Source organism: Roseateles sp. GW821-FHT09B06 (assembly GCF_059418245.1).
This window is the reverse complement of the sequence record NZ_JBWKPM010000001.1, coordinates 300,246-324,769: the sequence shown is the minus strand read 5'-3', so window position 1 is coordinate 324,769 and position 24,524 is coordinate 300,246. Positions and strand designations below refer to the sequence as shown.

Sequence of the window (24,524 nt, the reverse complement as noted above, 5' to 3'; positions counted from 1 at the left end):
TGCGTGCGGCGACCGGCCTGGCCGGTTCTAGCCGCTCGTCGCTGCCCTGCTTTGGGCCGGGTCGGCGGCGAGCCCGTGGCGGCCGGCCTGGGCGTCGATGGAGGGCTCCAGCTTGCGTGCCGCCTCGATGTCGGCCTGGCCGATCGCCTCTTCCCCCAACTTGCGGCGCACGATGCCGCGGCCGTAGAGCGACCAGGCGCTGTCCGGCAGCAGTTTCAGCGCACGCTCGTAGTCGGCGAGCGCCTTGCGCAGCTCGCCGCGGCGCAGGCGCAGCCAGGCGCGGCTGTCGTAGTAGTGGCTGTTCTTCGATTCCAGGTCGATGGCCTTGTCGCAGTCGTCGAGCGCCTGGTCCAACTCGATGTTGAGCATGGTTCTCACCCAGCAGCGGCCGTTCAGGACGCTGCCGAGTTCGAAGTCATGCGGGTGGGCGGAGATCCAGTGCGTCCATTGGGGCAGCGCACGATCCGACAAATCGAGTTTCTGGTACAGCTGCGCCAGTTGGAGCCGCTGATGGGCCTGTGGTGCCAAGCTCTGGTCCAGCGCCTGCAGGTCGTCAAGCGCGCCTTCGCGATCGCCCGTGCCCGCGCGCAGCCAGGCCCGCCTCAAACGCGCTTCCGTCTGCGCAGGATCGAGCTGCAGCGCGGTGTCGAAGTCCTTCAGCGCCACCCGTTCCTGGCGCATGCTCTCGTGCACCGCGCCGCGCCGCACGAAATGCTCCGCGACCTGCGGCGCCATCGCGCAGGCGCGATCCAGATCGGCGAGCGCGCGGGCGAAGTCCTGCCTCGCGGCCGAGGCCGCGCCGCGCCGGGCGTAGCCGGCCGCATCGGTGGGCGGGTCGGCAGACGCGGTTTCACCGGCGGGCTCCGGCGCACTCGCAGCGCTGGCGGGGCCGGGCGGATTGGAGGCCTGGGCCTTTGCCATCTCGATGGCGCTGAGCGCGAAGACGGTGCCGCCGTTGTAGGTGAAGTACATGCGGCGCTGCTTCTTCGAGACGTAGATGCGGTGCGAGAGGAAGAAGTCGATGCCGAGCAGCATGTCGAAGTTCACGAACTCAAAATCGGCTATTTTCAAGTGGACGTTCGAGATCGCCTCGCCGCCCAATTCGAACCGGTCGACCTTCGCCGTCCAGGCGTCGGCCTCGCCGCGGCCGGCGCCATAGACCTTGCCGGCGGCCTTCATGTCGGTGACGCCGGCGCGTTTGGCGGCTTGCAGCGACACCAGGGATTGCGCGCCGGTGTCGAACAGGACGCGCAGCCTCTTGCCATTCAACTGGGCGATCGCCTGGATCGCCGGTGTTCTCGACGTTTCGTTGCGCAGCAGGTCCAGTTCGGAGACCGGCTTGTCACCGGCCCAGTAGGCCATGGTCTTGTTGCCGCAATCGTCATTGGGGAACATCAGCCGGACCGCGCCATGCGCGAGGTCGTACTCGACGTCCGCAAAGGCCAGGATGTTGCGACCCAGCAAACCCATGGTCCCACTCTCGCCGTTGCCGCCGACCATGAACTCCACATCCGGGATCACGCCGCCGCGCAGTTGCAGACGCTTCACCGTCGTCACGCCGGCCTCGATCTCGCCGGTCAGGCCCTGCACCGTCATGCCCCAGGGCAATGGGCCGACCTGCAGTTGCAACTGCTGTGCGGCCGCGTGCGTCAGAGAGCTGTAGAACGCGCCGCTGTCCACGATCATGCGGATGTCGGTGCCGTTGATGCCCAAGGTGGCAACGGCCCGCGAGCCGACCATCATCACCGGCAACTCGATCGAGCTGAGTTGGCAGGCCGCCCGGCCGAGGCCCGGCATCATCAACAGGCTCAGCGCGATGAGCATGCCGGATACGCAGCTCGTCCAAGGGGCACGGCGTTCCGTGCCCAGGTTTCGGGCCGGCTCATGCAGCCCCGCGATGCACTCATTCATCAGCCTGCCCTCCCTGTCGATCGGGCCGGTGGCGCTTTGCGCTCTTGACCGGCCCGCTGGCGCCGGACTGTACGTCAGGCCGGGGGCTAAATCTCTGGGGTTTGTGCTCAGGCCAGCAGCAATTCCAGCGTGCGCCGGTAGATGTTCTTCAGGGGTTCGATGCAGTCGGCCGGCACGTTCTCGTCGATCTTGTGGATCGTGGCGTTGATCGGGCCGAACTCCAAGACCTGCGGGCAGATCCTGGCGATGAAGCGGCCGTCCGAGGTGCCGCCGGTGGTCGACAGCTCGGGTGCCAGTCCGGTTTCGGCCAGGATGGCGTCGCGCACCGCCTCGCTCAAGGACCCGATCGGGGTCAGGAAGGGCTCGCCGCCCAGGGTCCACACCAGGTCGTACTCCAGGCCATGGCGCTCCAGCAGGGCCTCGACCTTGCGCTTCAGACCCTCGGGCGTCGATTCGGTCGAGAAGCGGAAGTTGAAATCGATCACCACGTCGCCCGGGATCACATTGGTGGCGCCGGTGCCCGCGTGGATATTGGAGATCTGGAAGGTGGTGGCCGGGAAATAGTCGTTGCCGCGGTCCCATTCGGCCGCGGCCAGCTCGGCCAGCGCGGGCGCGACCTGGTGCACCGGGTTGCGCGCCAGATGCGGGTAGGCCACATGGCCCTGGATGCCCTTGACCTTGAGCTTGCCGGAGAGCGTGCCGCGGCGGCCGTTCTTGACCATGTCGCCGAGCTTCTCCACCGAGGTGGGCTCGCCGACGATGCAGAAGTCCAGGCGCTGCCCGCGCGCCTTGAGCTGTTCACAGCAGACCACCGTGCCGTCGACGGCCGGACCCTCCTCGTCGCTGGTCAGCAGGAAGGCGACGCTGCCGCGGTGATCCGGATGGGCAGAGACGAACTCCTCGGCCGCCACCACCATGGCCGCCACCGAACCCTTCATGTCCGCCGCGCCGCGGCCGTAGAGGCGGCCGTCGCGGTAGCTGGGCACGAAGGGGTCGCTGGTCCATTGTTCCAGCTTGCCGGGCGGCACGACATCGGTGTGTCCTGCGAACATCAGCACGGGGGCGTCGGCCCCGGCGCTGCCGCGCTTGACGGCCCAGAGATTGCTCACGCGAAAGCTGTCTGGGCCGCTGTCCATGCGCTCGATCTCGAAGCCATGCCTGCCCAGGCGCTCGGCGATCAGGTCCTGGCAGCCGGCGTCCTCGGGCGTGACCGAGGGGCGCGCGATCAGGGTTTCGAGCAGCGCGAGGGCGTTGTTGTTGTTCATTCGGGGCGCACGTCCAGGGTGATCTCGGTGAAACTGGCCTCGTCGCTGGCCAGTTCCTCGGGCTTGCCGGCCGCGCTCTTGGCTTGCGGCTCGCCGTCGTTCTGCAGGCGCCACAGCAGGTTGGTGGGCGAGTCGGCGAACAGCAGGCCTTCCTCGCGGGTGATGGTGCCGTCCTTGATCAGCCTGGCGAAATGCTCCTCAAAGGTCTGCGAGCCTTCGGCGATGGACTTCTCCATCGCTTCCTTGACGCCGCTGAAGTCGCCATGCTCGATCAGCTCCGCGATCAGCTTGGTGTTCAAGAGGATCTCGGTCACGGGCACCCGGCCGCCGGCCGCGGCCCGCACAAGGCGCTGCGAGATCACGGCCTTCAGACCCGCGCCCAGGTCGTTCAGCAGGGCCGGGCGCGACTCGGGTGTGTAGAAGGACAGGATGCGGTTCAGCGCGTGATAGCTGTTGTTGCCGTGCAGCGTGGCCACCACCAGATGGCCCGACAGCGCATAGGAGATCGCCGCGGTCATGGTCTCGCGGTCGCGCACCTCGCCGATCAGGATGCAGTCGGGCGACTGGCGCAGCGCGTTCTTCAGCGCGATCTGCAGCGAGGCCGTGTCGCGGCCCACCTCGCGCTGGTTCACCACCGAGCGCTTGTTGCTGAACAGGTATTCGACCGGATCCTCGATCGTCAGGATATGGCCGGCCATGGTCTGGTTGCGCTGCTCCAGCATCGCCGCCAGCGTGGTGCTTTTTCCCGTGCCGGTCGCCCCCACCATCAGGATCAGGCCGCGCTTCTCCTGGATCAGCTTGCCGAGGATGGGCGGCAGGTTCAGGCTGTCCAGCGTGGGGATGTTGTGCGGGATATGGCGGAACACCGCGGCGATCGTGCCGCGCTGGCGAAAACCCGAGAGCCGGAAGCTGCCCACCTTGGAGACGGACACGGCCATGTTCAGCTCGCCGGTGGCATCCAGCTCGGCCAGCTGGCCGGCGTCGATGACCTCGGAGATCAGCTGGCGCGGCTGGCTGGGCGTGAGCTGCTGATCGGAGAGCTGCAGCATCTGACCGTTGATGCGGATCAGCACCGGCATGCTGGCCGACAAATAGCAGTCGGAGGCACCCTTCTCGGCCATCAGGCGCAGGATGCGCTCCATATTTCCGGTGCTCATGCTTTCTCCCTTAAGCGAGCGAACCAACGGCGAAATGCCCCCCCGACGAACCCAGCGGCGTCCGAAGATCCGGCCTCGCCGGTCCTGCGGGCATGCCCCCGATGGGGGCGGCCGAAGGCCGTAGGGGGTGGGTCATTCTCAGGCGCGCAGCAGGTCGTTGATGCTGGTCTTGGCGCGCGTGCCGGCATCGACCTTCTTGACGATGATGGCGGCGTAGAGGCTGTACTTGCCGTCGTTCTTCGGCAGCGAACCGCTGATCACCACCGAGCCGGCGGGAATGCGGCCGTAGGAGACGGTGTCGGTCTCGCGGTCGTAGATCGGCGTGCTCTGGCCGATGTAGACGCCCATCGAGATCACCGAGTTCTCCTCGACGATCACGCCCTCGACCACCTCGGAGCGGGCGCCGACGAAGCAGTTGTCCTCAATGATGGTGGGGTTGGCCTGCAGCGGCTCCAGCACGCCGCCGATGCCGACGCCGCCGCTCAGATGCACGTTCTTGCCGATCTGCGCGCAGGAGCCGACCGTGGCCCAGGTGTCGACCATCGTGCCCTCGTCGACATAGGCGCCGATGTTGACGTAGGAGGGCATCAGCACGACGTTCTTGGCCATGAAGCTGCCGCGACGGGCCACGGCGGGCGGCACCACGCGCACGCCGCTGGCGCGCAGCTGATCGTCCGACAGGCCGCCGAACTTGGTCGGCACCTTGTCGAAGAAGGTCATGTCGCCGGCGCCCATCTGGCGGTTGTCGTTCAGGCGGAAGGACAGCAACACCGCCTTCTTGACCCATTGGTGCACGGTCCATTGGCCCACGCCCTGGCGCTCGGCCACGCGCAGGCGGCCCGCGTCCAGCTCGGCGATCACATGCTCGACGGCCTGGCGCACCTCGGGCGCGTTGGCGGGATTGAGGTTGGCGCGGCCTTCCCAGGCCAGGTCGATGACGGATTGCAGTTGTTGAGTGCTCATGGGAAACGGCTCAGGCGAGGGATTGGGTATAGGAGACGATGCGCTGCGCGGCCTCGACGCATTCGGACAGTTCGGCCACCAGGGCCATGCGGATGCGGCCGGCCCCCGGGTTGACGCCATGGGCCTCGCGGGCCAGCAGGCTGCCCGGCAGCACCGCGACATTGTATTGAGCCAAGAGGCCCCGGGCGAAGGCGATGTCGTCGCCACCGGCTACATGTGGAGGGATGGCGGCCCAGAGGTAGAAGCTGGCGTCCGGCAGCGCCACGTCCAGCACCGCCGACAGCAGCGGCGTCACCTGGGCGAACTTGGCGCGGTACTGCTCGCGGTTGGCGATCACATGGGCCTCGTCGCCCCAGGCGGCGATGCTGGCGGCCTGCACCATCGGGTTCATCGCGCTGCCATGGTAGGTGCGGTAGAGCAGGAACTTCTTGATGATGGCGGCGTCGCCGGCCACGAAGCCGGAGCGCATGCCCGGCACATTGGAACGCTTCGAGAGGCTGGTGAAGGCGATCAGATTGCGGAAATCCGTGCGGCCCAGCCGGGCGGCGGCCTCCAGGCCCGACAGCGGCGCCTCCGCGCGGAAGTAGATCTCCGAGTAGCACTCGTCCGAGGCGATCACGAAGCCGTGGCGGTCGGAGAGCTCGAACAGCATCTTCCACTCCTCCAGCGGCATCACCGCGCCGGTCGGATTGCCGGGCGAGCAGACATAGAGCAGCTGGGTCCTGGCCCAGGTGGCCGCGTCGATCTCGGCCCAGTTGGCCGCGAAATTGCGTGACGGGTCGCTGTTGGCGAAGGCGGTCTGCGCGCCGGCCAAGAGGGCCGCGCCCTCGTAGATCTGATAGAAGGGATTCGGGCACACGACGGTCGCGCCGGGGCGCGTCGGGTCGATCACCGTCTGCGCTAGCGCGAACAAGGCCTCGCGCGAGCCGTTGACCGGCAGCACCTGGCTGGCCGGGTCCAGGCTCAGGCCGTAGCGGCGTGCCAGCCAGCCGGTGATCGCCTCGCGCAGCCTCGGCTCGCCGGCGGTGGCCGGATAGGCGGCCAGGCTCTTCAGGCTCCCTACCAGGGCATCCTCGACCAGCTTGGGCGCCGGATGCTTGGGCTCGCCGATGCCCAGGCTGATCGGACGGTAGGCCGGGTTGGGCGTGATGTCCCGGGTCAAGGCGCGCAGGCGTTCGAAGGGGTAGGGGTGCAGCAGCGCCAAGCGTGGATTGACAGGAGAGCTCATGCCGCCATGATAGGGGAGTGCTCCTGATGTTCGATTCGCGGGGAGGGCCTGGTGCGCATCGTCTGCCTTATTTTTGGTTTGTTGCTGAGCGGTGCCGGCATGGCCCAGCCGGCCTGTACGCGCGTGATCGTCAGCGCTGATCCCGAGTTCCCGCCCTATGCCTGGTACGACGGCCAGACCCTGCGCGGCGCCAGTGTCGACGTGGTCTTGGCCGTGCTCCAGGCGATCAAGCTGCCCTACGAACTGCGCTATGTCGGCCCCTTTCTGCGCGTGCTGCAGGGCGCCCGCAACGGCGAGGTCGACATCATCACGGAGCTGAAACGCAATGCCGAGCGCGAGCAGTTCCTGGCCTATGCCGAGACGCCGATCTTCAGCAATCCGACCTCGGTGTTCGTGCGCGCGAACGATCAGTCGATCAAGTTCGAACGGCGCGAGGATCTGCGTGGGCTGCGCGGCGGCATGACGCATGGCAACCGCTTCGGGGACGGGCTGGACGAGTACATCGAGGCGAGTCTGAGCGTCGAGGTCGGGCCGGGCATCAGGGAGAATTTCCTGAAGCTCGATGCCATGCGGATCGACTACCTCATCTCGCCGCATTATCCGGCGCTGTCGCACCTGATCTCGACCGGCAGCGAGAGCAAATACCGGGCGTTGAAACCCTTCATCGCCGAGGCGCTGAACTATGTCGGCTGGTCGCGCCGCAGCCCTTGCCTGGCGCGGCTGGGCGAGTTCGACGCCATGCTCAAGCGCTATCTGGCCGGGCTCAACACCGGGCGCCTGGTGGCCGAGAACCACGAAGCCTGGCGGCGCAACCCGGTGATGCGGCGCTGATCGGCGCGAGCGACGCGCCGTTCAGAGCCAGCCGGCGCAGTCCGCCTGGCCGCAGCGGCAGGCCAGCCGTCCTTCGTGATGGGTGGCGCCGTAAGCCACGGTGATCTCCTCGTCCGGCGCGATCGCGCGCAGGGCGAAGAACTCGATCACGCCATCCTCGACCCGGATGCGGGCGTTCGGTCGGCAGGAATGGTTGGTGAAGCGCAGCGCGTCGTCGGAGCGGGTCGCGTCGACCGCGCGGCTCTCGCTCAGCTCCACCAGCATGATGCGCTGGCGTCCCTGGGCGCGGCGGCGGCCCTCGGCCACCGTGATCGCCTCGCCGGTCAGCGCGCCGATGCGCGCACCGGCGGTCACCCGTTCGGCCGCGAACACGCCGAAGCCGTCGATGCGGCTGCGCCGCACCGTCACGTCGACGCTGAGGTGGGCGGAGCTGGTGGCGAAGGCCAATTAGCCCAGCAGACCGGACTGGAAGCCGTGAGCGGGCAGGTCGATCCTGGGCTCGGGCTTCCAACCCTTCTTGCGATGCTCGACCACCACGTTGGTGTAGATGCCGCCGCGCACATACCACTTGGCGGTGATGCGAATGAAGCGCGGATTCGTCACCTTGACGATGTCTTCCAGGATGGTGTTGGTCACCTTCTCGTGGAAGGCGCCCTCGTTGCGGTAGCTCCAGAAGTACATCTTCAGGCTCTTCAGCTCGACGCAGAGCTTGTCCGCGATCATGTCGATCGTGAAATGGGCGAAGTCGGGCTGGCCGGTCAGCGGGCAGTGGCAGGTGAACTCGGGCACCTGGAACTGGATCACATAGTCGCGCTGCGGCGCCGGGTTCGGGAAGACATGCAGCTCCTTGCTGGGCGCCGAGGGCGGGTTGGGCGGCATCTCGCGCATCTTCGGTGCAGCGGCAGCCTTGGTGGTGGTCTTCTTCGGAGCGGCGGGAGTGGTCTTGGCCATGTTTTTCGATGCGAGGCCCGCCCGGGCATCGACGCCCAGGCAAGCCGGATTTCAGGGGAGGGCCCAATGGTATCATCCAGGCCCGTGCAAGGCCCCTTCCAAGGGGCTTTTCCGTAAATAAATCAACGGCTTAGTAAGCGTTCTGTTCCCGCATCCATGCGCCTGAACTCGATCAAGCTCTCGGGCTTCAAGTCCTTTGCCGACCCCACCAACTTCCAGCTGCCGGGGCAGTTGGTGGGCGTGGTGGGGCCCAATGGCTGCGGCAAGTCCAACATCATGGACGCCGTGCGCTGGGTGCTGGGCGAAAGCAAGGCTTCGGAGCTGCGCGGCGAGTCGATGCAGGACGTGATCTTCAACGGTTCGGGCAACCGCAAGCCGGCGAGCCGCGCCAGCGTCGAGCTGGTGTTCAGCAACGAGGACGCGCGTGCCGGCGGGCAATGGAACCAGTTCAGCGAGATCGCGGTCAAGCGCGTGCTGACCCGCGACGGCACCAGCAGCTACTTCATCAACAACCAGCCGGTGCGCCGCCGCGACGTGCAGGACGTGTTCCTCGGCACCGGCCTGGGCCCGCGCGCCTACGCCATCATCGGCCAGGGCACGATCTCCCGCATCATCGAATCCAAGCCGGAGGAGATGCGCATGTTCCTGGAGGAGGCCGCCGGGGTCTCCAAGTACAAGGAACGCCGTCGGGAAACCGAGAACCGTCTGAAGGACACGCGCGAGAACCTGACGCGGGTCGAGGACATCCTGCGCGAGTTGAACAACAACCTCGACAAGCTCGAGAAGCAGGCCGAGGTCGCGGCCAGCTACCGCGGCCTGCAGGACGCCGGCACCCTGAAGCTGCATCAGCTTTGGTTCCTGAAGCACCGCGACGCCAGCAGCGAACAGAGCCGGGTCAAGGGCGAGCATGGGCAGGCGCTGACCGCGCTGGAATCGCGCATGGCCGAGCTGCGCCATGTCGAGGCCGAGCTGGAAACCGTCCGCCAGGCCCATTACGCCGCCGGCGACGAGCTGCATGCCTCGCAAGGGCGGATGGCCGAGGCCCAGCTGGAGGTCAGCCGGCTGGAGGAACGCATCCGCTATGTGGTCGAAGGCCGCCAGCGGGTCGAGGCGCGACTGGTCGAGCTGCAGGTGCAGAACCAGCAGTGGCAGGAGCGCTCCGAACAGGCGCAAGCCGAGCTGGAAACGATCGCCGAGCAGATCGCCACCGCCGAGGAGCAGAGCGAGATCCTGGCGGCCCAGGCCGAGGAGCAGGCGTTGAACCTGCCGAATGCCGAGGACGCGGTGCGTGCCGCTCAAGGGCGTGCCAACGAGCAGCGCGGCTCGGTCGTGCAGGTACAGCAGCAGATCCAGGTGCTGGCGGCCGAGAGCCGCAATATCGACGAGCAGAACCGCGCGTTGCGCACCCGCCGCGAGCGCCTGGCCGCTGAAGCAGCGGGCCTGGCCGCGCCGGACCAGGACAAGCTCGTCGCGCTGAAGCGCCAGAGCGAGACCGCCGACGAGGCGCGCGACCTGGCCGATGCGCGCCTGCACGAGCTGCAGGACCAGTTGCCGCAGCTGGAGGAACAGCGCCGCGCGGTGCAGCAGGATGCCAATGCCCAGTTGGCCCGTCAGTCCGAGTTGGTGGCACGCCTGGAAGCGCTGCGCGCGCTGCAGGAAAAGGTGCAGACCGAGGGCAAGCTCAAGCCCTGGCTGGCCAAGCATGGGCTGGACGGCCTGCAGGGCCTGTGGACCCGGCTGCATATCAAGCAAGGCTGGGAAAACGCGCTGGAAGCAGCGCTGCGCGAGCGCATGGGCGCGCTGCAGGTCGGCCGCCTGGAGACGGTGCGCGCCTTTGCGCTGGACGCGCCGCCGGCCCGCCTGGCCTTTTATTCGCCGCCGGCCGCGGCGATCGCGAACACGCACGAGACCCTGCCGCGCCTGAGCGAACTCTTGCGTCTGGACGATGCGGGCCTGAAGGCCTTGCTGAACGACTGGCTGGAGGGCGTCTACACCGCCGCCTCGATGGACGAGGCCCTGGCGGGGCGCGGCAGGCTGACCCATGGCGAGATCATCATGACCGCCGAGGGCCATGCGGTCAGCCAGTTCGCGGTGAGTTTCTACGCGCCGGACTCCGAGCAGGCCGGCATGCTGGCGCGCGCCCAGGAGATCGAGCAGCTGATGCTGGAAAGCCGCGCCCAGACCCTGATCGCGGAAGAAGCCAAGAGCCGGCTGGTGCGCAGCGAGGCCGCCCACAGCGAGGCCGCGCAGCGCATGGTGGGCCTGCGCCGCGAGGCCAGCGACACCCAGACCCGCGCGCACCAGCTGCATGTCGAGCTGCTGCGCCTGTCCCAGCAGGCCGAGGCCGCCAGCAACCGCCGCAGCCAGCTCGACGAGGAGCTGGCCGAGATCGACGGCCAGATGGAGGAGCTGCAGGAGCGCCGCGTCACCGGCGAGGCCCGCTTCGAGGAGCTGGATCTGCAGCTCGCGACGACGCAGGAGCGCCATGCCGAGCTGGAGGAGGCGGTGATCCAGGCCGAGCGCCGCCTCGGCGAGGCGCGCGAGCAGCTGCGCGCACTGGAGCGCCGTGCCCAGGAGGCCACCTTCAGCGCCCGCTCGCTGGCCTCGCGGCGCGGCGAGCTGCAGCGCAGCATCGAGACCGCCCAGGCCCAGGTGCAGACCAACAGCGCCTCGGCCGAGGGCCTGCAGCGCGAGCTGGACACGCTCAACGACGCGGCCGCCCAGGCCGGCCTGCAGGACGCGCTGGCCGTCAAGCTGGAGCGCGAGAAGGAGCTGGCCGCGGTGCGCGGCGGCTACGACGACCTGAGCCTGCGCCTGCGCAAGGCCGACGAGCAGCGCCTGGAATTCGAGCGCAGCCTGGACCCGCTGCGCGAGCGCATCACCAAGCTGCAGCTGGAGGAGCAGGCCGCTCAACTGGGCGGTGCGCAGTACATGGAGCAGTTGGTGGCCGCCGCGGTCGATCTCGAGGCCCTGGCCCGGTCGGTCGAGGAGGGCGCGGTCAAGCTCTACGGCCTGCAGGGCGAGATCGACCGCATCAACCGCGACATCGCGGCCCTGGGCGCGGTCAACCTGGCGGCGCTGGACGAGCTGACGGCGGCGCGCGAGCGCAAGACCTTTCTCGATGCGCAGAACGCCGACCTGAGCTCGGCCATGAAGACCCTTGAGGACGCGATCCACAAGATCGACCTGGAGACGCGCGACCTGCTCGCCAGCACCTTCAACCAGGTCAACGAGCATTTCGGCCGCATGTTCCCGAGCCTGTTCGGCGGCGGCCAGGCCAAGCTCGTGATGACCGGCGACGAGATCCTCGATGCCGGCGTGCAGGTGATGGCCCAGCCGCCGGGCAAGAAGAACAGCACCATCCATCTGCTCTCGGGCGGTGAGAAGGCGCTGACGGCGATCGCGCTGGTGTTCGCGATCTTCCAGCTCAACCCCGCGCCCTTCTGTCTGCTGGACGAGGTGGACGCGCCGCTGGACGACGCCAACACCGAGCGCTACGCCAAGCTGGTTTCGGAGATGAGCGCGGGCACGCAGTTCCTGTTCATCTCGCACAACAAGATCGCAATGGAAATGGCAAGACAACTGATCGGTGTGACGATGCAGGAACAGGGCGTGTCCCGCATCGTCGCGGTCGACATGGAATCCGCGCTCAATATGGCGGAGGCGGCATGATGTCGGCCCCCACGCGCACTTCGTTCGCTGCCCCCAAGGCCTCGCCGAGGCCCCTCCCGGGGCCTCGGCGAGCAAACCTCTCTTGGGGCGCTCCGGCGGGAGGTTCGACATGTCCCTGACCGAACTGCTGGCGATCCTCGGTGGCCTGGTGCTGGCCGGGGTCGTGGCCCATGGCGCCTGGAGCGCGCGCAAGGCCGGTCCGCGCCGCGCCAGTCCGCAGGCGGAGCCCTCGATGCCCGGCGGTGCCGAGCGCCGCGAACCCAGCCTCGGCGAGGTGCAGGCGGCGGTGGCCGCGCCCTTCGAGCCCGACGCCGCCGCGGGCGAGCGGGGCGGCCTCCTCTCGACGCTGGACGAGACCGTGCCCGCCGTCGTGCGCCAGCCGGCGCGCCGGCCCTCGGCGCGCATCGACGCCCTGATCGACGCCATCGCGACCATCAGCGTGGACGCGCCGCTCAGCGGCGAGATGGCGCTGTCGCAGCTGCCCGGCAGCCGCCGCGCCGGCACCAAGCCCTTCCACATCGAGGGTCTGAATGCCGAGACGGGCGACTGGGAGCTGCCGGCGCCGGGCCAGCGCTACGGCGAATTCCAGGCCGGCGTGCAGATGGCCAACCGCAGCGGTGCGCTCAACGAGATCGAGTACTCGGAGTTCGTGCAGAAGGTGCAGGGCTTTGTCGACGGCGTCGGCGGCTTTGTGCAGTTTCCCGACATGCTGGACGTGGTGGGGCGGGCCCGCGAACTGGACCAGTTCGCCAGCGAGCATGATGCGCAGCTGGCCATCCAGCTGAAGAGCCGGGGTGCCGCCTGGACCCTGGGCTATGTGCAGCAGATCGCGCTGCGCCATGGCTTCGTGCCCGGCGCGGTGCCGGGCCGGCTGGTGCTGCCCTCGGGCGAGGAAGGCCTGCCGCCGGTGCTGCTGCTGAGCTTCGAGTCGCAGGCCGCGCTGGCCGAGGACCCGCAGGCCTCGTCGCTGCGCGAGCTGACCCTGACCCTGGACGTGCCGCAGACCGCCGAGACGCTGGAGCCCTTTGCCGCCTGGCAGGAGGCGGCACGCCTGCTGTCGCGCGACATCGAGGCCGACATCTGCGACGACCGCGGCCAGCTGCTGAACCTGCATTCCTTTGCCGCGATCGACCAGGAACTCGGCGGGCTCTACAAGGCCCTGGCCGCGCGCGACCTGGCGGCCGGTTCGTTCGCCGCCCGCCGTTTGTTCAGCTAATGACTTCTGTCTTGCCCTGCGGGCAGCGCTGATCCGGCTTTGCCGGGCAGTCGGCGCCGCCCCTTGAGTGGGCGCGCGAAGCGCGTAGGGGGCTAAGCCGCGAGGCGGAAACGCGCCACCACCTCGGCGAGCTTCGCCGCCTGCTCGCGCAGCGATTCCGACGCGGCGGCCGATTCCTCCACCAGGGCCGCGTTCTGCTGCGTCATGCCGTCCAGCTGGCCGATCGCGGCATTGACCTCGGTGAGGCTCCGGGTCTGGCTCTGCACCGCAGCGGCGATCTCGCCAACGATGTCGCTGACCTGCTGCACGGCCGCCACCACCTCGCCCATCGTGCCGCCGGCATCGGCCACCAGGCGCGAGCCGGCCTCGACCTGATCGACCGAGTTCGCGATCAGGGTCTTGATCTCCCGGGCCGCCTGTGCGCTGCGCCGGGCCAGCACGCGCACCTCGCCGGCCACCACCGCGAAGCCGCGGCCCTGCTCGCCGGCGCGCGCCGCCTCGACGGCCGCGTTCAAGGCCAGGATATTGGTCTGGAAGGCGATGCCATCGATCACGCCGATGATGTCGGCGATCTTGCGCGAGGCCGCCCGGATGCCGTCCATCGTGCCGACCACCTGCGACACCACGGCGCCACCCTGGCTGGCCACCTGGGAGGCGCCGATGGCCAGCAGGCTGGCCTGCCGGGCGGCGCCGGCGCTCTGGCGCGCGGTGTCGGTGACCTGCTGCATCGCCGCCGAGGTCTGCTCCAGGCTGGAGGCGGCCTGTTCGGTGCGCGACGACAGGTCCAGGCTGCCGCTGGAGACCTCGTGGCTGGCCAGCGCGATGCTGTCGGCGCTGCGCTTGACCGTGCCGACCGATTGGTTCAGCGCCTCCTGCATGCGCGCGAGCGAGCGCAGCAGATCGCCCAGCTCGTCGGCCCGTTCGGCGCGCACCTGCAGGCTCAGGTCGCCGCCGGCGATGCGGTCGGCGCTGGCCGTCGCATAGTGCAGCGGCTGGGTCAGCGAGCGCGTCAGCAGCCAGCCGGTCAGGCCGCCCAGGCTCAGCGCCACGGCCACCATCAGCCAGATGCCCCACAGCACGGCGGCGTAGCTGGACTGCGCATCCCGGTGGGCCAGGGCCGCGCCGGCGTCGTTGAGCTGGATCAGCCTGCCGATGCCCTCGCTCGTGGCGCGGAAGGCGCGGCGCGATTCGCCGCGCAGCCAGGCCAGCGCCTCCTCCTGCCGGCTCTCGCGCAGCAGCGCGATCAGCCGCGGCTGGGTGCTCCTGTAGGCCTCGACGGCGGACTTGAATTCGCCGAAGCGCTGGCGCTCCTCGCTGCCGGACAGGCTGGCTTCGTAGGCCGCCAGCAGCCGGGGCACGGCCTCCCATTGCTTGGCGAGCCGCTCGCCTTCCTCCTGCAGCGCCTGCTGGCCACCGCCCAGCAGCATCTGCAGCTCGGCGCGCCGCATCTGGTTGAGCGCCTCGTTGAGCCCGGCCAGCTGCTGGGTGCTGGGCAGCCAGTTGGTGGCCAGCTCACCGACATTGGCCTGCACCCGGTCGACGCGGTTGACCGCGAACAGGCCCATCACGAGCATCAGCAGCAGCAGGAGCCCGAAACCCAGGCCCAGACGCAGGCCCACGCGAAGATTCGACAGCAGCACCGTCATGCTCGTCCTCCCCAAGGCGGCCCGCCGCGGGCCAGGCCGGAAAAATAGCACAGCGCCGCCGCGCCGGGGCGAAAAACCAGGGCCAGGTGTTGCCTGCCGCTACACTGAAATCCATGACAAGCAGCCTGCTTCTGATCGTGGCCCTGATCGCGGCCAGCGCCTTTTTCTCGATGGCCGAGCTTGCGCTGGCGGCCTCGCGGCGCCTGAAGCTGCAGCAGCTGGCCGACGAGGGCGACCCCCGTGCCGCGCGCGTGCTGGCCGTGCAGGAGCAGCCGGGCCATTACTTCACCGTCGTGCAGATCGGGGTCAACACCGTGGCGATACTGGCCGGCATCGTCGGCGAGGGGGCCTTCACGCCTTACTTCGCCGCCGCGCTGGCCTATCTGGTGGCGCCGGAACAGGCCCAGACCCTGGCCTTCGCGCTGTCCTTTGCCAGCATCACCGCGCTGTTCGTCGTGCTGGCCGACCTGGTGCCCAAGCGCTGGTCGATGAACGAGCCGGAGCGCGTGGCGCTGGCCCTGATCGGGCCGATGCTGAGCCTCGTCACCCTGCTGAAGCCGCTGGCCTGGGCCTTCAGCGCCATCACCGATGCGCTCTTGCGCCTGTCGGGCCGCCCGGTGACGCGCGACAACACCATCACCCACCATGACATCCTGGCGATGACCGAGGCCGGCAATCTGGCCGGCGTCGTCGCCGATGCCGAGCAGCAGGTGATCGAGAACGTGTTCGAGCTGGAAACGCGCCGCGTCGAGAGCGCGATGACCACGCGCGAGCGCGTGGTCTTCCTGGGGCTGGACGACGACGATGCGCTGATCCGCAACCGCATCGCCGAGTCGCCGCATTCCACCTACCTGGTCTGCGACGGCGAGATCGACCAGGTGGTCGGCTATGTGGACGCCACCGACCTGTTCCAGCGCGTGCTGCGCGATGAGCCCATCAATCTGCGCACCTGCCATGGGCTGGTGAAGAAGGTGCTGATCGTGCCGGACCGGCTGACCCTGTCCGAGGTGCTCCTGCAGTTCCGCCAGGTGCTGGAGGACTTCGCGGTGATCGTCAATGAATACAGCCTGGTGGTCGGCGTGATCACCTTGAACGACGTGATGAGCACGGTGATGGGTTCGCTGGTGGCCAGCCACGACGAGGAGCAGATCGTGCGCCGCGAGGACGGCAGCTACCTGGCCGACGGCATCACGCCGATTCCCGACGTGCAGCGCGCGCTGGAGCTGGAAGCCTGGCCGCATGCCGGCCAGTACGACACGCTGGCCGGTTTCCTGATGGTGATGCTGCGCCGCATCCCCAAGCGCACCGACCATGTGCTGTGGGAGGGCTGGCGTTTCGAGGTGATGGACGTGGACAGCCACCGCGTCGACCAGGTGATGATCACCCGGGTGGCCGCCACCTCCGAAGGCTGATAAGGCTCAGCCGGCGGGGCAGGGCTGTGGCCGACGCAGGCCCAGGGTGCCGGCCGTCAGCGCCAGCGCGATCAGCGGGCCCAGGGTCATGCCCACCACCATCGGCAGCGGCCGGCCGTCGGTGAAGAGGCCCGCCAGGCCCATCATCACGGCGCCCACCAGCATCTGCAAGGTGCCCAGCAGGGCCGAGGCCGTGCCGGCGATCGCGCCATGGCCGTCCAGCGCCAGCACCGAGCTGGTCGGGATCACCAGGCCCATGAAGGCGCTGGCCACCAGGTACAGCGCGATCAGCACCGCCAGGCGGTCGCCGCCGCCCAGGTAGTAGATGAGCATCGCCAGCATCGCGGCGCAGGCGCCGACGATGGCCACGCGCACCAGCTGGGCCAGGCCGTAGCGTTCGCCCAAAGCGCCGACGAACTGCGAGGCGCCGATGAAGGAGAAGGCGTTCAGCGCGAAGGCCAGGCTGTACTGCGTCGGCGTCAGGCCGTAATGGTCGATCAGTACGAAGGGCGAATTGGCCAGGTAGACGAAGAAGCCGCCCAAGGCGAAGCTGCCGATCAGCACCAGGCCCATGAAATGCCGGTCGCGCAGCAGCAGGCCGTAGCCCGCCAGCGCCGTGCCGAAGCCGCTGCCGATGCGCTGCTCGGGCGCTCGGGTCTCCTTCAGGAACAGGGCCGTCATCACCAGACCGGCCAGGGCCGCCACGCTGACGGCCCAGAACACGCCGCGCCAGCTGGTGAGCGCGATCACCGCGCTGCCGGCCAGCGGCGCCAGGATCGGCGAGACGCTGAACACCAGCATCAAGAGCGACATCAAGCGCGCCGCATCGGTGCCGGTATGCAGGTCGCGCACCACGGCGCGCGGAATCGCCATGCCGGCCGCCGCGCCCAGACCCTGCAGGAAGCGCAGGGCGATCAGGGTGTCGACGTCGCCGGCCAGCGCGCAGCCGATGCTGGCCAGAAGGAACAGCGCCAGGCCGAAATACAGGGGCTTCTTGCGGCCCAGCATGTCGGCCAGGGGCCCGTAGAGCAGCTGGCCGGCACCGATGGAGATGAAGAAGGCGGTCAGGCTCCACTGCACCTGGCCGATGTCGGCGTTCAGGCTCCGGCCGATCGCCGGCAGGGCCGGCAGGTACATGTCGATGGCGAAGGGGCCGATCGCGGAGAGCAGGCCCAGCACGAGGGCGATTTTCAGGAAGCGGGAGATCATCGAGGGGATTTTCGCCGGTGGCACGACCCGCTCCTGTCAGCAGGGCACGCAGGCCGCACGTGGGCCTCGTCCGGGTCGGTCTGCGCCACAATGCCGCCCCATGACGATGATCGATCCGCCTTCCGCCGCCGCCGTGGCGCGCGCCGCCGAATTGCGCGAGCTGCTGAACCACCATGCCCATCTGTACTACGTGCTGGACCAGCCCAGCCTGCCGGATGCCGAGTACGACAAGCTGTTCCAGGAGCTGCAGGCCCTCGAAGCCGCCCATCCGGCATTGCTGACGCCCGATTCGCCGACCCAGCGCGTGATCGGCCAGGTGCTCGCGGGCTTCACACCGGTCAGGCATGCGGTGCCGATGCTGAGCATCCGCACGGAGACCGATACGACGGCCAGTGGCGCCGAGGCCTTCGATGCCTCCGTGCGCAAGCTGCTGGAGCTGTCCGAGCTCGCGCCGCCGGTCGAATATGCCGCGGAACTGAAGTTCGACGGCCTGGCGATCAATTTGCGCTACGAGCATGGGGTGCTGGTGCAAGCGGCCACGCGCGGCGATGGCGAGACGGGCGAGGACGTCACGCAGAACATCCGCACCATCGCTCAGATACCCCTGCGCCTGCGGGGTGTGGCGGCGCCGGTGCTGGAGGTGCGCGGCGAGGTCTATATGCGCCGCGACGACTTCGAGGCGCTCAATGCGCGGCAACGCGAGCGCGGCGAGAAGACCTTCGTCAACCCGCGCAATACCGCCGCGGGCGCGGTGCGCCAGCTCGATCCGAACCTGGCCGCGCAGAAGCCGCTGAGCTTCTTCGCCTACGGCCTCGGCGAATCGAGCGGCTGGCAACTGCCCGCCAGCCACGGCGCCCTGCTGGACGCCCTGCAGGCGATGGGTCTGCCGGTCTGCGAGCACCGGCAGGTGGCGTTCGGGGCGGCCGGGCTGGTGCAGTTCCATTTGCGCATGGGGGCCTTGCGTGACGGCCTGCCGTTCGACATCGACGGCGTCGTCTACAAGGTCAACAACCTGGAACTGCAGCGCCGCCTGGGCTTCAGGACGCGCGAACCGCGCTGGGCCGTGGCCCACAAGTACCCGGCACAGGAGCAATTGACGACGGTCGAAGCCATCGAGGTACAGGTCGGCCGTACCGGGGCGATCACGCCGGTGGCCCGGCTGACGCCGGTCTTCGTCGGCGGCACCACGGTCAGCAATGTCACGCTGCACAACGAGGGCGAGGTGCAGCGCAAGGACGTGCGCATCGGCGATACCGTGATCGTGCGCCGCGCGGGCGACGTGATCCCGGAGATCGTCGGCGTCGTGCTGGAGCGCCGGCCGATGCGGGAGCTTCCCGGCAGCGACCTGTTCACGGCCGCGCGGGAGCCGCTGCAGCCCGCCTACCGTCTGCCGGCGACCTGCCCGGTCTGCGGCTCGCATGTGACGCGCGAAGCGGGGGAGGCGATTGCGCGGTGTTCGGGCGGGCTGTCCTGCCCGGCCCAGCGCAAGGAGGCGATCCGTCATTTCGCGGGTCGACGGATGATGGACATCGAAGGTCTGGGCGAGCGCTATATCGACAATCTGGTCGAACTGGAGTACGTCAAGGGCATTGCCGACCTCTACGCGCTGACCCTGGACAATCTGCTGGAGATGAAGCGTCGCGCGGATGAGCGCGACGGCGTGACGCCGGAGACCGTGCAGGCGGGCAAGATCGCCACCAAATGGGCCGAAAACCTGATCGAGGCCATCGCCGCCAGCAGGCAGCCGCCGCTGGCCCGCCTGCTGTTCGCGCTGGGCATACGCCATGTCGGCGAATCGACCGCGAAGACCCTGGCCGACTGGCTGGGCCTGCTGGCGCTGGTGCGCCGTGCCCCCCGGGCCGTGTTCCGGGTGCTGCCGGACATCGGGGCCACCGTGGCCGAGGCCATTGCCGACTTCTTTGCCGAGACGAAAAACCAGCAGGCCCTCGACGCCCTGCTGCAGGCCGGCGTGCGAGCGCTCGACGAGCATGCGCCAAGCGCCAAGCTGCGCGTCTCCCTGCACGACGCCGCGCTGCTGGGCGCGCTGGAGATCCCCAGGATGACCGAGCTCCGCTGCCGGCAGCTGAGCGAGCAAGGCATGGACTTGCGCCGTTTGGCGCGGGCCGACTCGGCCGCCGAGCCGGCCATCGCGTCCCTGCCTGCCGAGGTGGGGGCGGCCCTGCTGCAGTGGCTCGATGCGCAGTCCCATCGTGCGGAGCTGCTGGCCCTGGCCGGGTTCCGCGACGAGGTGCTGGCCCTGCTGCCGGATGGCGCGGGAACCGAAGGCCTGCTGGCCGGCAAGACCCTGGTGCTGACCGGCACCCTGCCGACCCTCTCCCGCGACGCCGCCAAGGAGCTGATCGAGAACGCCGGCGGCAAGGTCAGCGGCTCGGTTTCGAAGAAGACCCATTACGTGATCGCCGGCGAGGAGGCCGGCTCCAAGCTCGACAAGGCGCGCGAGCTGGGCGTGGCGGTGCTGGACGAGGCCGGGCTGCTGCGGCTGCTGGCGCAAGAGGCCGGCGGCGCGGGCCGAGCGTGACGCCCCTCAGGCGCGCCGCGGTCGCGGCAGCAGCCCGACGGCCAGGGCCGTGCCCAGCAGCACGATGGCGCAGCCCAGCGCCATCGCCGGCGTGAAGGTCTCGGCCAGGAACAGCCAGCCCCACAGCACCGCGAACACCGGGATCAGGAAGGTCACGGCGATCGTGTTGCTGGGGCCGATGCGGCCCATCAGCCGGAAGAACAGGATGTAGGCCAGCGCCGAGCAGAGCACGGCCAGCAGCACCACGCCGACCCAGGCGCGCGCGCTGGGCGTCTGGGCCGGCCACAGCAGCGCCGCGGGCAGGGCCAGTATCAGGGCTGCGGCGATCTGGCTGCCGGTGGCCACGGCCAGCGGCCCCACATGGGCCAGGAAGCGTTTGGTATAGCTGGCGGCGACGCCGTAGCACAGCGCCGCCGCCAGGCAGGCCAGGATGGCCCAGCCGCTGCCGCCGGGCTTGAAGGAGGCCTTGTCCCAGGCCAGGAAGAGCACACCCGCGAAGCCCAGCACCAGGCCGGCGACGCGCGCGGGGCTCAGGCGCTGGGCCAGCCAGACCCAGGCGACGATGGCGCCCCACAGCGGCGTGGTCGCGTTCAGGATGCTGGACAGGCCGGCCGTGATCGACAGCGCCGCGTAGCTGAACAGCGCGAAGGGCAGGGCGCTGTTCAACAGGCCGACCATCACCAGCGGTTTCCATTCGCGCCCCAGCTCGCTCAGGCCCTGGCGCGCGGCCAGCAGCGGCAGCAGTACCAGGCTGGCCAGGCCGACGCGCAGCGCCGCCATCGCGATCGGCCCGAACTCGTGGGCACCCAGGCGCATGAAGAGGAAGGAGGCGCCCCAGATGGCGGCGAGGAGGATGAGTTCGGCGAGGTCGAAGGGTTTCATGCGGCTTCTAGAAACGTTGCGCCTTCCAGGCGCAGCAGCGCGATCTTGCGGTGCAGGCCGCCGGCATAGCCGGTCAGCTGGCCCTGGGCACCCAGGGCGCGGTGGCAGGGTATCAGGATGGAGAGCGGATTGCGCCCGACGGCGGCGCCTACCGCACGCGCGGCGGCGGGGCGGCCGAGGGACGCGGCCAGCGCGCCGTAGCTGAGGCTCCGGCCGGCCGGGATCCGGCACAGCGCGCGCCAGACCGCCTGCTGGAAGGCGGTGCCGGCCGGATCGAGGGGCAGATCCGGCAAGGCCTGACCCTCGAAATAGGCCGTCAGCGCCAGGGCCGTGCGTGCGAACAGCGGGTCGTCGCCGCGCCTCGGCAGATCCAGCGGGCCCGGATGGTGGCGCTGCGCGTCGAACCACAGTCCCGACAGGCCATGCGCGCTGCGCGCCGCCGTCAGTGGGCCCAGCGGGGTGGCGATGCGGGTCTGGGCGATGTGATGCAGGGTCATGGCGGTCATGGCTTGTCGCGGGCGGCGCAGCGCCACAGGCGCAGCACGGCATAGCTGCGGTAGGGTTGGAAACGCTCGGCGGCGGCATCGATGGCGCGCGCCGGCAAGGGCTGCCGCGGGTCGGGGCTGAGGGCGCGGCGCAGCACGATGTCGCCGCTGGGGAAGATGTCGGGCCAGCTCCAGCCGCGCATCAGCATGTAGTGGGCGGTCCAGGGGCCGATGCCGGGGATCTGGCGCAGCTCCGCCTCGGCGTCCTCGGGGGGGCAGCCCGGACCCACGCGGGCGAAGGCCAGCCGGGGCCAGGCCCGGGCCAGGGCGATGAGGGTCTCGGCGCGGCGCCGGATGATGCCCAGCTCGGCGATGCGCTCGACGGCCACCATGGCCATCTGCTCGGGGGTAGGGAACAGCCGGCTGGCGCCGTCCGGCGCAGGCCCCTCCAGTGCTTGGCCGAAACGCTCGACCAGGCGGCAGGCCAGGGTGCGCGCCGCCGCCACCGTGACCTGCTGGCCCAGCACGGCGCGCACGGCGAGTTCGTAGCGGTCCAGGCAGCCCGGCAGGCGCAGGCCCGGCTCGTCGGCGGCCAAGGGCCCCAGGGCCGCATCGATGCAGCCGGGGTCGGCATCCAGGTCCAGCCAGCGGCGCAGCAGGGGCAGCAGCGAGCCGACCGCCGGCCACAGGCCCGGCGACAGCTCGATGCGGACCTGGTGGCGGGCCTCGTCGAAGGCCAGGCTCAGCCAGCCGCGGTGCTCGCGCCCGCCATGGGCGAGGCGCAGGCTGCGCGTCAGGCGGCCGCGCGCCAGATCCACCGTCTCGACGCCGGCGATCGCGCGCGCCGCCAGGAAGTCCAGCAGGGCCGCCACCGCATAGGGCGGCCGGTAGGCGAGGCGCAGCAGGGCGGCGCCGTCGCTGCCGCGCGGCTCGCCGGTGCGGCGCAAGGCGGCGGGCTGCAGGCGGTAATGCTCGAGGAAGGCGGCGTTGAAGCGCCGCAGGCTGGCGAAGCCGGCCGCATGGGCAACCTCGCTGACCGGCAGGGCCGTGTCGGTCAGCAACTGCTTGGCCAGCAGCAGGCGGCGCGTCTGCAGGTATTGCAGCGGCGTGACGCCATGCTCGGCCGCGAAGATGCGGCGCAGGTGGCGGCTCGTGATGCCCAGATGGGCCGCCAGCTGTTCGATCGAGGCCTCCTCGTCGTCGCAGGCGTCGAGCCAGGCGGCCGCCTGGCGGGCCAGGGTGCGCGAGGCATCCATCACGCTCCAGGGGACCTGGCCGGGGGCCGGTGCCAGCTCGGGCCGGCATTTCAGGCAGGGCCGGAAGCGCGCCGCCTCGGCCTGGGCGGCCGACGGGTAGAAGCGGCAGTTCTCGGCCTTGGGCGTGCGCACGCGGCAGATCGGCCGGCAGTAGACGCCGGTCGAGGTGACGCCGACAAACCAGTGGCCGTCGAAGCGGCTGTCGCGTGCCGTCAGGGCGGGGTAGCAGCTGGCGGGGTCCAGCGGGCCGGTGATGTCCATGCCCCGATGATAGGCAGGGCGGTGACGCGGACTCGCCGGAAACGGACATCTACCCGCTTGTTCACGCTGTTCGATCGGCGGGCTCCCGGGACGGGGGCGATTCCCGCCGGAGGCTCGGGCTGCCAATGCATGCGGGCAGCTCGGCACGACGGGCTTCGCCGCGACGATTCGACGGCGCGGCGGCGTACGAACTGTCACAGCGCTCATGCCTACAATTCGCCGGAATTCTGTTTACAAAGGACCTCATGCAAGTACACGCCTCCATCTTCAAGGCCTATGACATCCGCGGCGTCGTCGGTCAGACCCTGGACGAGACGCTGGCCGAACATCTGGGCCGCGCCTTCGGCACCGAGGCCAAGCTGGCCGGCGAGAAGGCGGTGGCGGTGGGCCGCGACGGTCGCCTGTCCGGCCCCGGCCTGGTGGCGGCGCTGGTGCGTGGCATCCGGTCGACCGGACTGGACGTCGTGGATATCGGCGCGGTCACGACCCCGATGCTCTACTACGTGGCCGCGACGCGCGGCAAGCATGGCTGCAACTCCGGCATCCAGGTCACCGGCAGCCATAACCCGAAGGATTACAACGGTTTCAAGATGGTGCTGAAGGGCGCCGCCGTCTACGGCGAGCAGATCCAGTGCCTGCGCCGCCGCATCGAGGCCGAGGACTACGCCACCGGTCAGGGCCGCGTCGGCCAAATGGATATCGTCGCCGAATACACCCAGCGCATCGTCAGGGACTGCAAGCTGGCGCGTCCGCTGAAGATCGTCGTCGATTCCGGCAACGGCATCCCCGGCGCCAGCTCGCCGGCCATCCTGCGCGCGCTGGGCTGCGAGGTGATCGACATCTACTCCAAGGTGGACGGCGACTTCCCCAACCACCATCCCGACCCCTCGCGTCCCGAGAATCTGGAAGACCTGAAGCGCATCGTGCATGCCACCGATGCCGACCTGGGCCTGGCCTTCGACGGCGACGGCGACCGCCTGGGCGTCGTGACCAAGGACGGCGAGATGATCATGCCGGACCGCCAGATCATGCTGTTCGCGGCCGACATCCTGAGCCGCAAGCCCGGCGCCGAGATCATCTTCGACGTCAAGTGCACGCAGCGCCTGGCGCCCTGGATCCGCGAGCATGGCGGCCGTCCGCTGATGTGGATGACCGGCCATTCGCTGGCCAAGGCCAAGCTGAAGGAGACCGGCGCGCCGCTGGCCGGCGAGCTGTCGGGCCATATCTTCTTCGCCGAGCGCTGGTACGGTTTCGACGACGCGATGTACACGGCCGCGCGCCTGCTGGAAATCCTGTCGCGCTCGGACGATCCCAGCGCCGTGCTGCAGGCCCTGCCGACCAGCTTCAACACGCCCGAGATCAATGTGCCCTGCGCCGAGGGCGAGCATCACGAGGTCGTCAAGCAGCTCAAGGAGATCGCCGAGTTCCCGGGCGCGGCCGAGATCGTCACGATCGACGGCCTGCGCGTCGAGTACGAGGACGGCTTCGGCCTGGTGCGCCCGTCCAACACGACGCCGGTGCTGGTGCTGCGCTTCGAGGGCCATACGCAGGGCGCGCTGGATCGCATCCGGCACGACATGCTGGCGCAGCTCAAGCGCGTCAAGCCGGACGCCACCTTCGCCGCCTCGGCACATTGATGG

Annotated in this window: 18 protein-coding genes; 6 read left to right on the top strand and 12 right to left on the bottom strand. The window is 69.4% G+C overall.

Annotated elements, in window-relative coordinates; translation table 11 throughout:
- Positions 1-27 precede the first annotated feature (27 nt).
- The 5 genes from AC07OQ_RS01650 to dapC form a co-directional block, all read right to left on the bottom strand.
- The gene (locus tag AC07OQ_RS01650) at positions 28-1,911 is read right to left on the bottom strand and encodes an aspartyl protease family protein (RefSeq protein ID WP_495051335.1); all 1,884 of its coding nucleotides are present in this window, start codon (positions 1,909-1,911) and stop codon (positions 28-30) included.
- Between the two features lie 107 nt (positions 1,912-2,018).
- Entirely contained in the window at positions 2,019-3,176 is a 1,158-nt protein-coding gene (dapE, locus tag AC07OQ_RS01645; RefSeq protein WP_495051334.1) for a succinyl-diaminopimelate desuccinylase, read from the bottom strand.
- Positions 3,173-4,333, bottom strand: coding sequence for a PilT/PilU family type 4a pilus ATPase (locus tag AC07OQ_RS01640; RefSeq protein ID WP_495051333.1), 1,161 nt, complete (start codon positions 4,331-4,333; stop codon positions 3,173-3,175). The genes dapE and AC07OQ_RS01640 overlap by 4 nt, the downstream gene beginning before the upstream one ends.
- A 138-nt stretch (positions 4,334-4,471) precedes the next feature.
- Complete coding sequence (dapD, locus tag AC07OQ_RS01635) at positions 4,472-5,296, bottom strand: 2,3,4,5-tetrahydropyridine-2,6-dicarboxylate N-succinyltransferase (RefSeq protein ID WP_495051332.1); 825 nt, start codon at positions 5,294-5,296, stop codon at positions 4,472-4,474.
- A 10-nt stretch (positions 5,297-5,306) separates the two neighbouring features.
- Complete coding sequence (dapC, locus tag AC07OQ_RS01630; protein ID WP_495051331.1) at positions 5,307-6,524, bottom strand: succinyldiaminopimelate transaminase; 1,218 nt, start codon at positions 6,522-6,524, stop codon at positions 5,307-5,309.
- Between the two features lie 78 nt (positions 6,525-6,602).
- Here dapC and AC07OQ_RS01625 point away from each other — a divergent pair, with 78 nt between their 5' ends.
- Positions 6,603-7,355 (top strand): substrate-binding periplasmic protein, encoded by a 753-nt coding sequence (locus AC07OQ_RS01625; RefSeq protein ID WP_495051330.1) that lies wholly within the window; start codon positions 6,603-6,605, stop codon positions 7,353-7,355.
- A 21-nt stretch (positions 7,356-7,376) separates the two neighbouring features.
- On the opposite strand, the gene AC07OQ_RS01620 is transcribed toward AC07OQ_RS01625, so the two are convergent.
- Together AC07OQ_RS01620 and queF are read right to left on the bottom strand one after the other, a co-directional pair.
- The gene (locus tag AC07OQ_RS01620) at positions 7,377-7,802 is read right to left on the bottom strand and encodes an SET domain-containing protein (RefSeq protein WP_495051329.1); all 426 of its coding nucleotides are present in this window, start codon (positions 7,800-7,802) and stop codon (positions 7,377-7,379) included.
- Positions 7,803-8,234, bottom strand: a complete 432-nt coding sequence (gene queF / locus AC07OQ_RS01615; protein WP_495051380.1) for a preQ(1) synthase — start codon at positions 8,232-8,234, stop codon at positions 7,803-7,805.
- Between the two features lie 228 nt (positions 8,235-8,462).
- Here queF and smc point away from each other — a divergent pair, with 228 nt between their 5' ends.
- On the top strand, positions 8,463-11,978 hold the full coding sequence (smc, locus tag AC07OQ_RS01610; RefSeq protein WP_495051328.1) for a chromosome segregation protein SMC: 3,516 nt from the start codon (positions 8,463-8,465) through the stop codon (positions 11,976-11,978).
- Positions 11,979-12,087: 109 nt separating this feature from the next.
- The gene (locus AC07OQ_RS01605; protein ID WP_495051327.1) at positions 12,088-13,194 is read left to right on the top strand and encodes a cell division protein FtsZ; all 1,107 of its coding nucleotides are present in this window, start codon (positions 12,088-12,090) and stop codon (positions 13,192-13,194) included.
- Positions 13,195-13,286: 92 nt separating this feature from the next.
- On the opposite strand, the gene AC07OQ_RS01600 is transcribed toward AC07OQ_RS01605, so the two are convergent.
- On the bottom strand, positions 13,287-14,840 hold the full coding sequence (locus AC07OQ_RS01600; RefSeq protein ID WP_495051326.1) for a methyl-accepting chemotaxis protein: 1,554 nt from the start codon (positions 14,838-14,840) through the stop codon (positions 13,287-13,289).
- A 113-nt stretch (positions 14,841-14,953) separates the two neighbouring features.
- On the opposite strand from AC07OQ_RS01600, the gene paeA reads away from it, so the two are divergent.
- A complete protein-coding gene (gene paeA / locus AC07OQ_RS01595; RefSeq protein ID WP_495051325.1) occupies positions 14,954-16,252 on the top strand; it encodes a polyamine export protein PaeA in 1,299 nt (432 codons plus the stop codon).
- A gap of 6 nt (positions 16,253-16,258) precedes the next feature.
- Here paeA and AC07OQ_RS01590 read toward each other — a convergent pair whose 3' ends face one another.
- Complete coding sequence (locus AC07OQ_RS01590; protein ID WP_495051324.1) at positions 16,259-17,461, bottom strand: multidrug effflux MFS transporter; 1,203 nt, start codon at positions 17,459-17,461, stop codon at positions 16,259-16,261.
- Positions 17,462-17,561: 100 nt separating this feature from the next.
- Here AC07OQ_RS01590 and ligA point away from each other — a divergent pair, with 100 nt between their 5' ends.
- Positions 17,562-20,000, top strand: a complete 2,439-nt coding sequence (ligA, locus tag AC07OQ_RS01585; RefSeq protein WP_495051323.1) for an NAD-dependent DNA ligase LigA — start codon at positions 17,562-17,564, stop codon at positions 19,998-20,000.
- Positions 20,001-20,006: 6 nt separating this feature from the next.
- On the opposite strand, the gene AC07OQ_RS01580 is transcribed toward ligA, so the two are convergent.
- The 3 genes from AC07OQ_RS01580 to AC07OQ_RS01570 are packed head-to-tail and all read right to left on the bottom strand — an operon-like array spanning position 20,007 to position 22,884.
- Positions 20,007-20,882 carry a DMT family transporter gene (locus AC07OQ_RS01580; RefSeq protein WP_495051322.1) on the bottom strand — a complete coding sequence of 292 codons (876 nt, stop codon included), beginning with the start codon at positions 20,880-20,882 and terminating at the stop codon, positions 20,007-20,009.
- Complete coding sequence (locus AC07OQ_RS01575) at positions 20,879-21,379, bottom strand: methylated-DNA--[protein]-cysteine S-methyltransferase (RefSeq protein ID WP_495051321.1); 501 nt, start codon at positions 21,377-21,379, stop codon at positions 20,879-20,881. Before AC07OQ_RS01575 ends, AC07OQ_RS01580 begins: the two co-directional genes overlap by 4 nt.
- 5 nt (positions 21,380-21,384) lie before the next feature.
- Complete coding sequence (locus tag AC07OQ_RS01570; protein WP_495051320.1) at positions 21,385-22,884, bottom strand: DNA-3-methyladenine glycosylase 2 family protein; 1,500 nt, start codon at positions 22,882-22,884, stop codon at positions 21,385-21,387.
- 245 nt (positions 22,885-23,129) lie between these two features.
- Here AC07OQ_RS01570 and AC07OQ_RS01565 point away from each other — a divergent pair, with 245 nt between their 5' ends.
- Positions 23,130-24,521, top strand: a complete 1,392-nt coding sequence (locus AC07OQ_RS01565) for a phosphomannomutase/phosphoglucomutase (RefSeq protein WP_495051319.1) — start codon at positions 23,130-23,132, stop codon at positions 24,519-24,521.
- The last annotated feature ends 3 nt before the right edge of the window (positions 24,522-24,524 follow it).

Excerpts from the sequence above, each read along its gene's own strand:
- AC07OQ_RS01650 (WP_495051335.1), bottom strand. The coding sequence starts at position 1,911 with ATGAATGAGTGCATCGCGGGGCTGCATGAGCCGGCCCGAAACCTGGGC.
- dapE (WP_495051334.1), bottom strand. The coding sequence starts at position 3,176 with ATGAACAACAACAACGCCCTCGCGCTGCTCGAAACCCTGATCGCGCGC.
- AC07OQ_RS01640 (WP_495051333.1), bottom strand. The coding sequence starts at position 4,333 with ATGAGCACCGGAAATATGGAGCGCATCCTGCGCCTGATGGCCGAGAAG.
- dapD (WP_495051332.1), bottom strand. The coding sequence starts at position 5,296 with ATGAGCACTCAACAACTGCAATCCGTCATCGACCTGGCCTGGGAAGGC.
- dapC (WP_495051331.1), bottom strand. The coding sequence starts at position 6,524 with ATGAGCTCTCCTGTCAATCCACGCTTGGCGCTGCTGCACCCCTACCCC.
- queF (WP_495051380.1), bottom strand. The coding sequence starts at position 8,234 with ATGCCGCCCAACCCGCCCTCGGCGCCCAGCAAGGAGCTGCATGTCTTC.
- smc (WP_495051328.1), top strand. The coding sequence starts at position 8,463 with ATGCGCCTGAACTCGATCAAGCTCTCGGGCTTCAAGTCCTTTGCCGAC.
- AC07OQ_RS01605 (WP_495051327.1), top strand. The coding sequence starts at position 12,088 with ATGTCCCTGACCGAACTGCTGGCGATCCTCGGTGGCCTGGTGCTGGCC.
- AC07OQ_RS01600 (WP_495051326.1), bottom strand. The coding sequence starts at position 14,840 with ATGACGGTGCTGCTGTCGAATCTTCGCGTGGGCCTGCGTCTGGGCCTG.
- paeA (WP_495051325.1), top strand. The coding sequence starts at position 14,954 with ATGACAAGCAGCCTGCTTCTGATCGTGGCCCTGATCGCGGCCAGCGCC.
- AC07OQ_RS01590 (WP_495051324.1), bottom strand. The coding sequence starts at position 17,461 with ATGATCTCCCGCTTCCTGAAAATCGCCCTCGTGCTGGGCCTGCTCTCC.
- ligA (WP_495051323.1), top strand. The coding sequence starts at position 17,562 with ATGACGATGATCGATCCGCCTTCCGCCGCCGCCGTGGCGCGCGCCGCC.
- AC07OQ_RS01580 (WP_495051322.1), bottom strand. The coding sequence starts at position 20,882 with ATGAAACCCTTCGACCTCGCCGAACTCATCCTCCTCGCCGCCATCTGG.
- AC07OQ_RS01575 (WP_495051321.1), bottom strand. The coding sequence starts at position 21,379 with ATGACCCTGCATCACATCGCCCAGACCCGCATCGCCACCCCGCTGGGC.
- AC07OQ_RS01570 (WP_495051320.1), bottom strand. The coding sequence starts at position 22,884 with ATGGACATCACCGGCCCGCTGGACCCCGCCAGCTGCTACCCCGCCCTG.
- AC07OQ_RS01565 (WP_495051319.1), top strand. The coding sequence starts at position 23,130 with ATGCAAGTACACGCCTCCATCTTCAAGGCCTATGACATCCGCGGCGTC.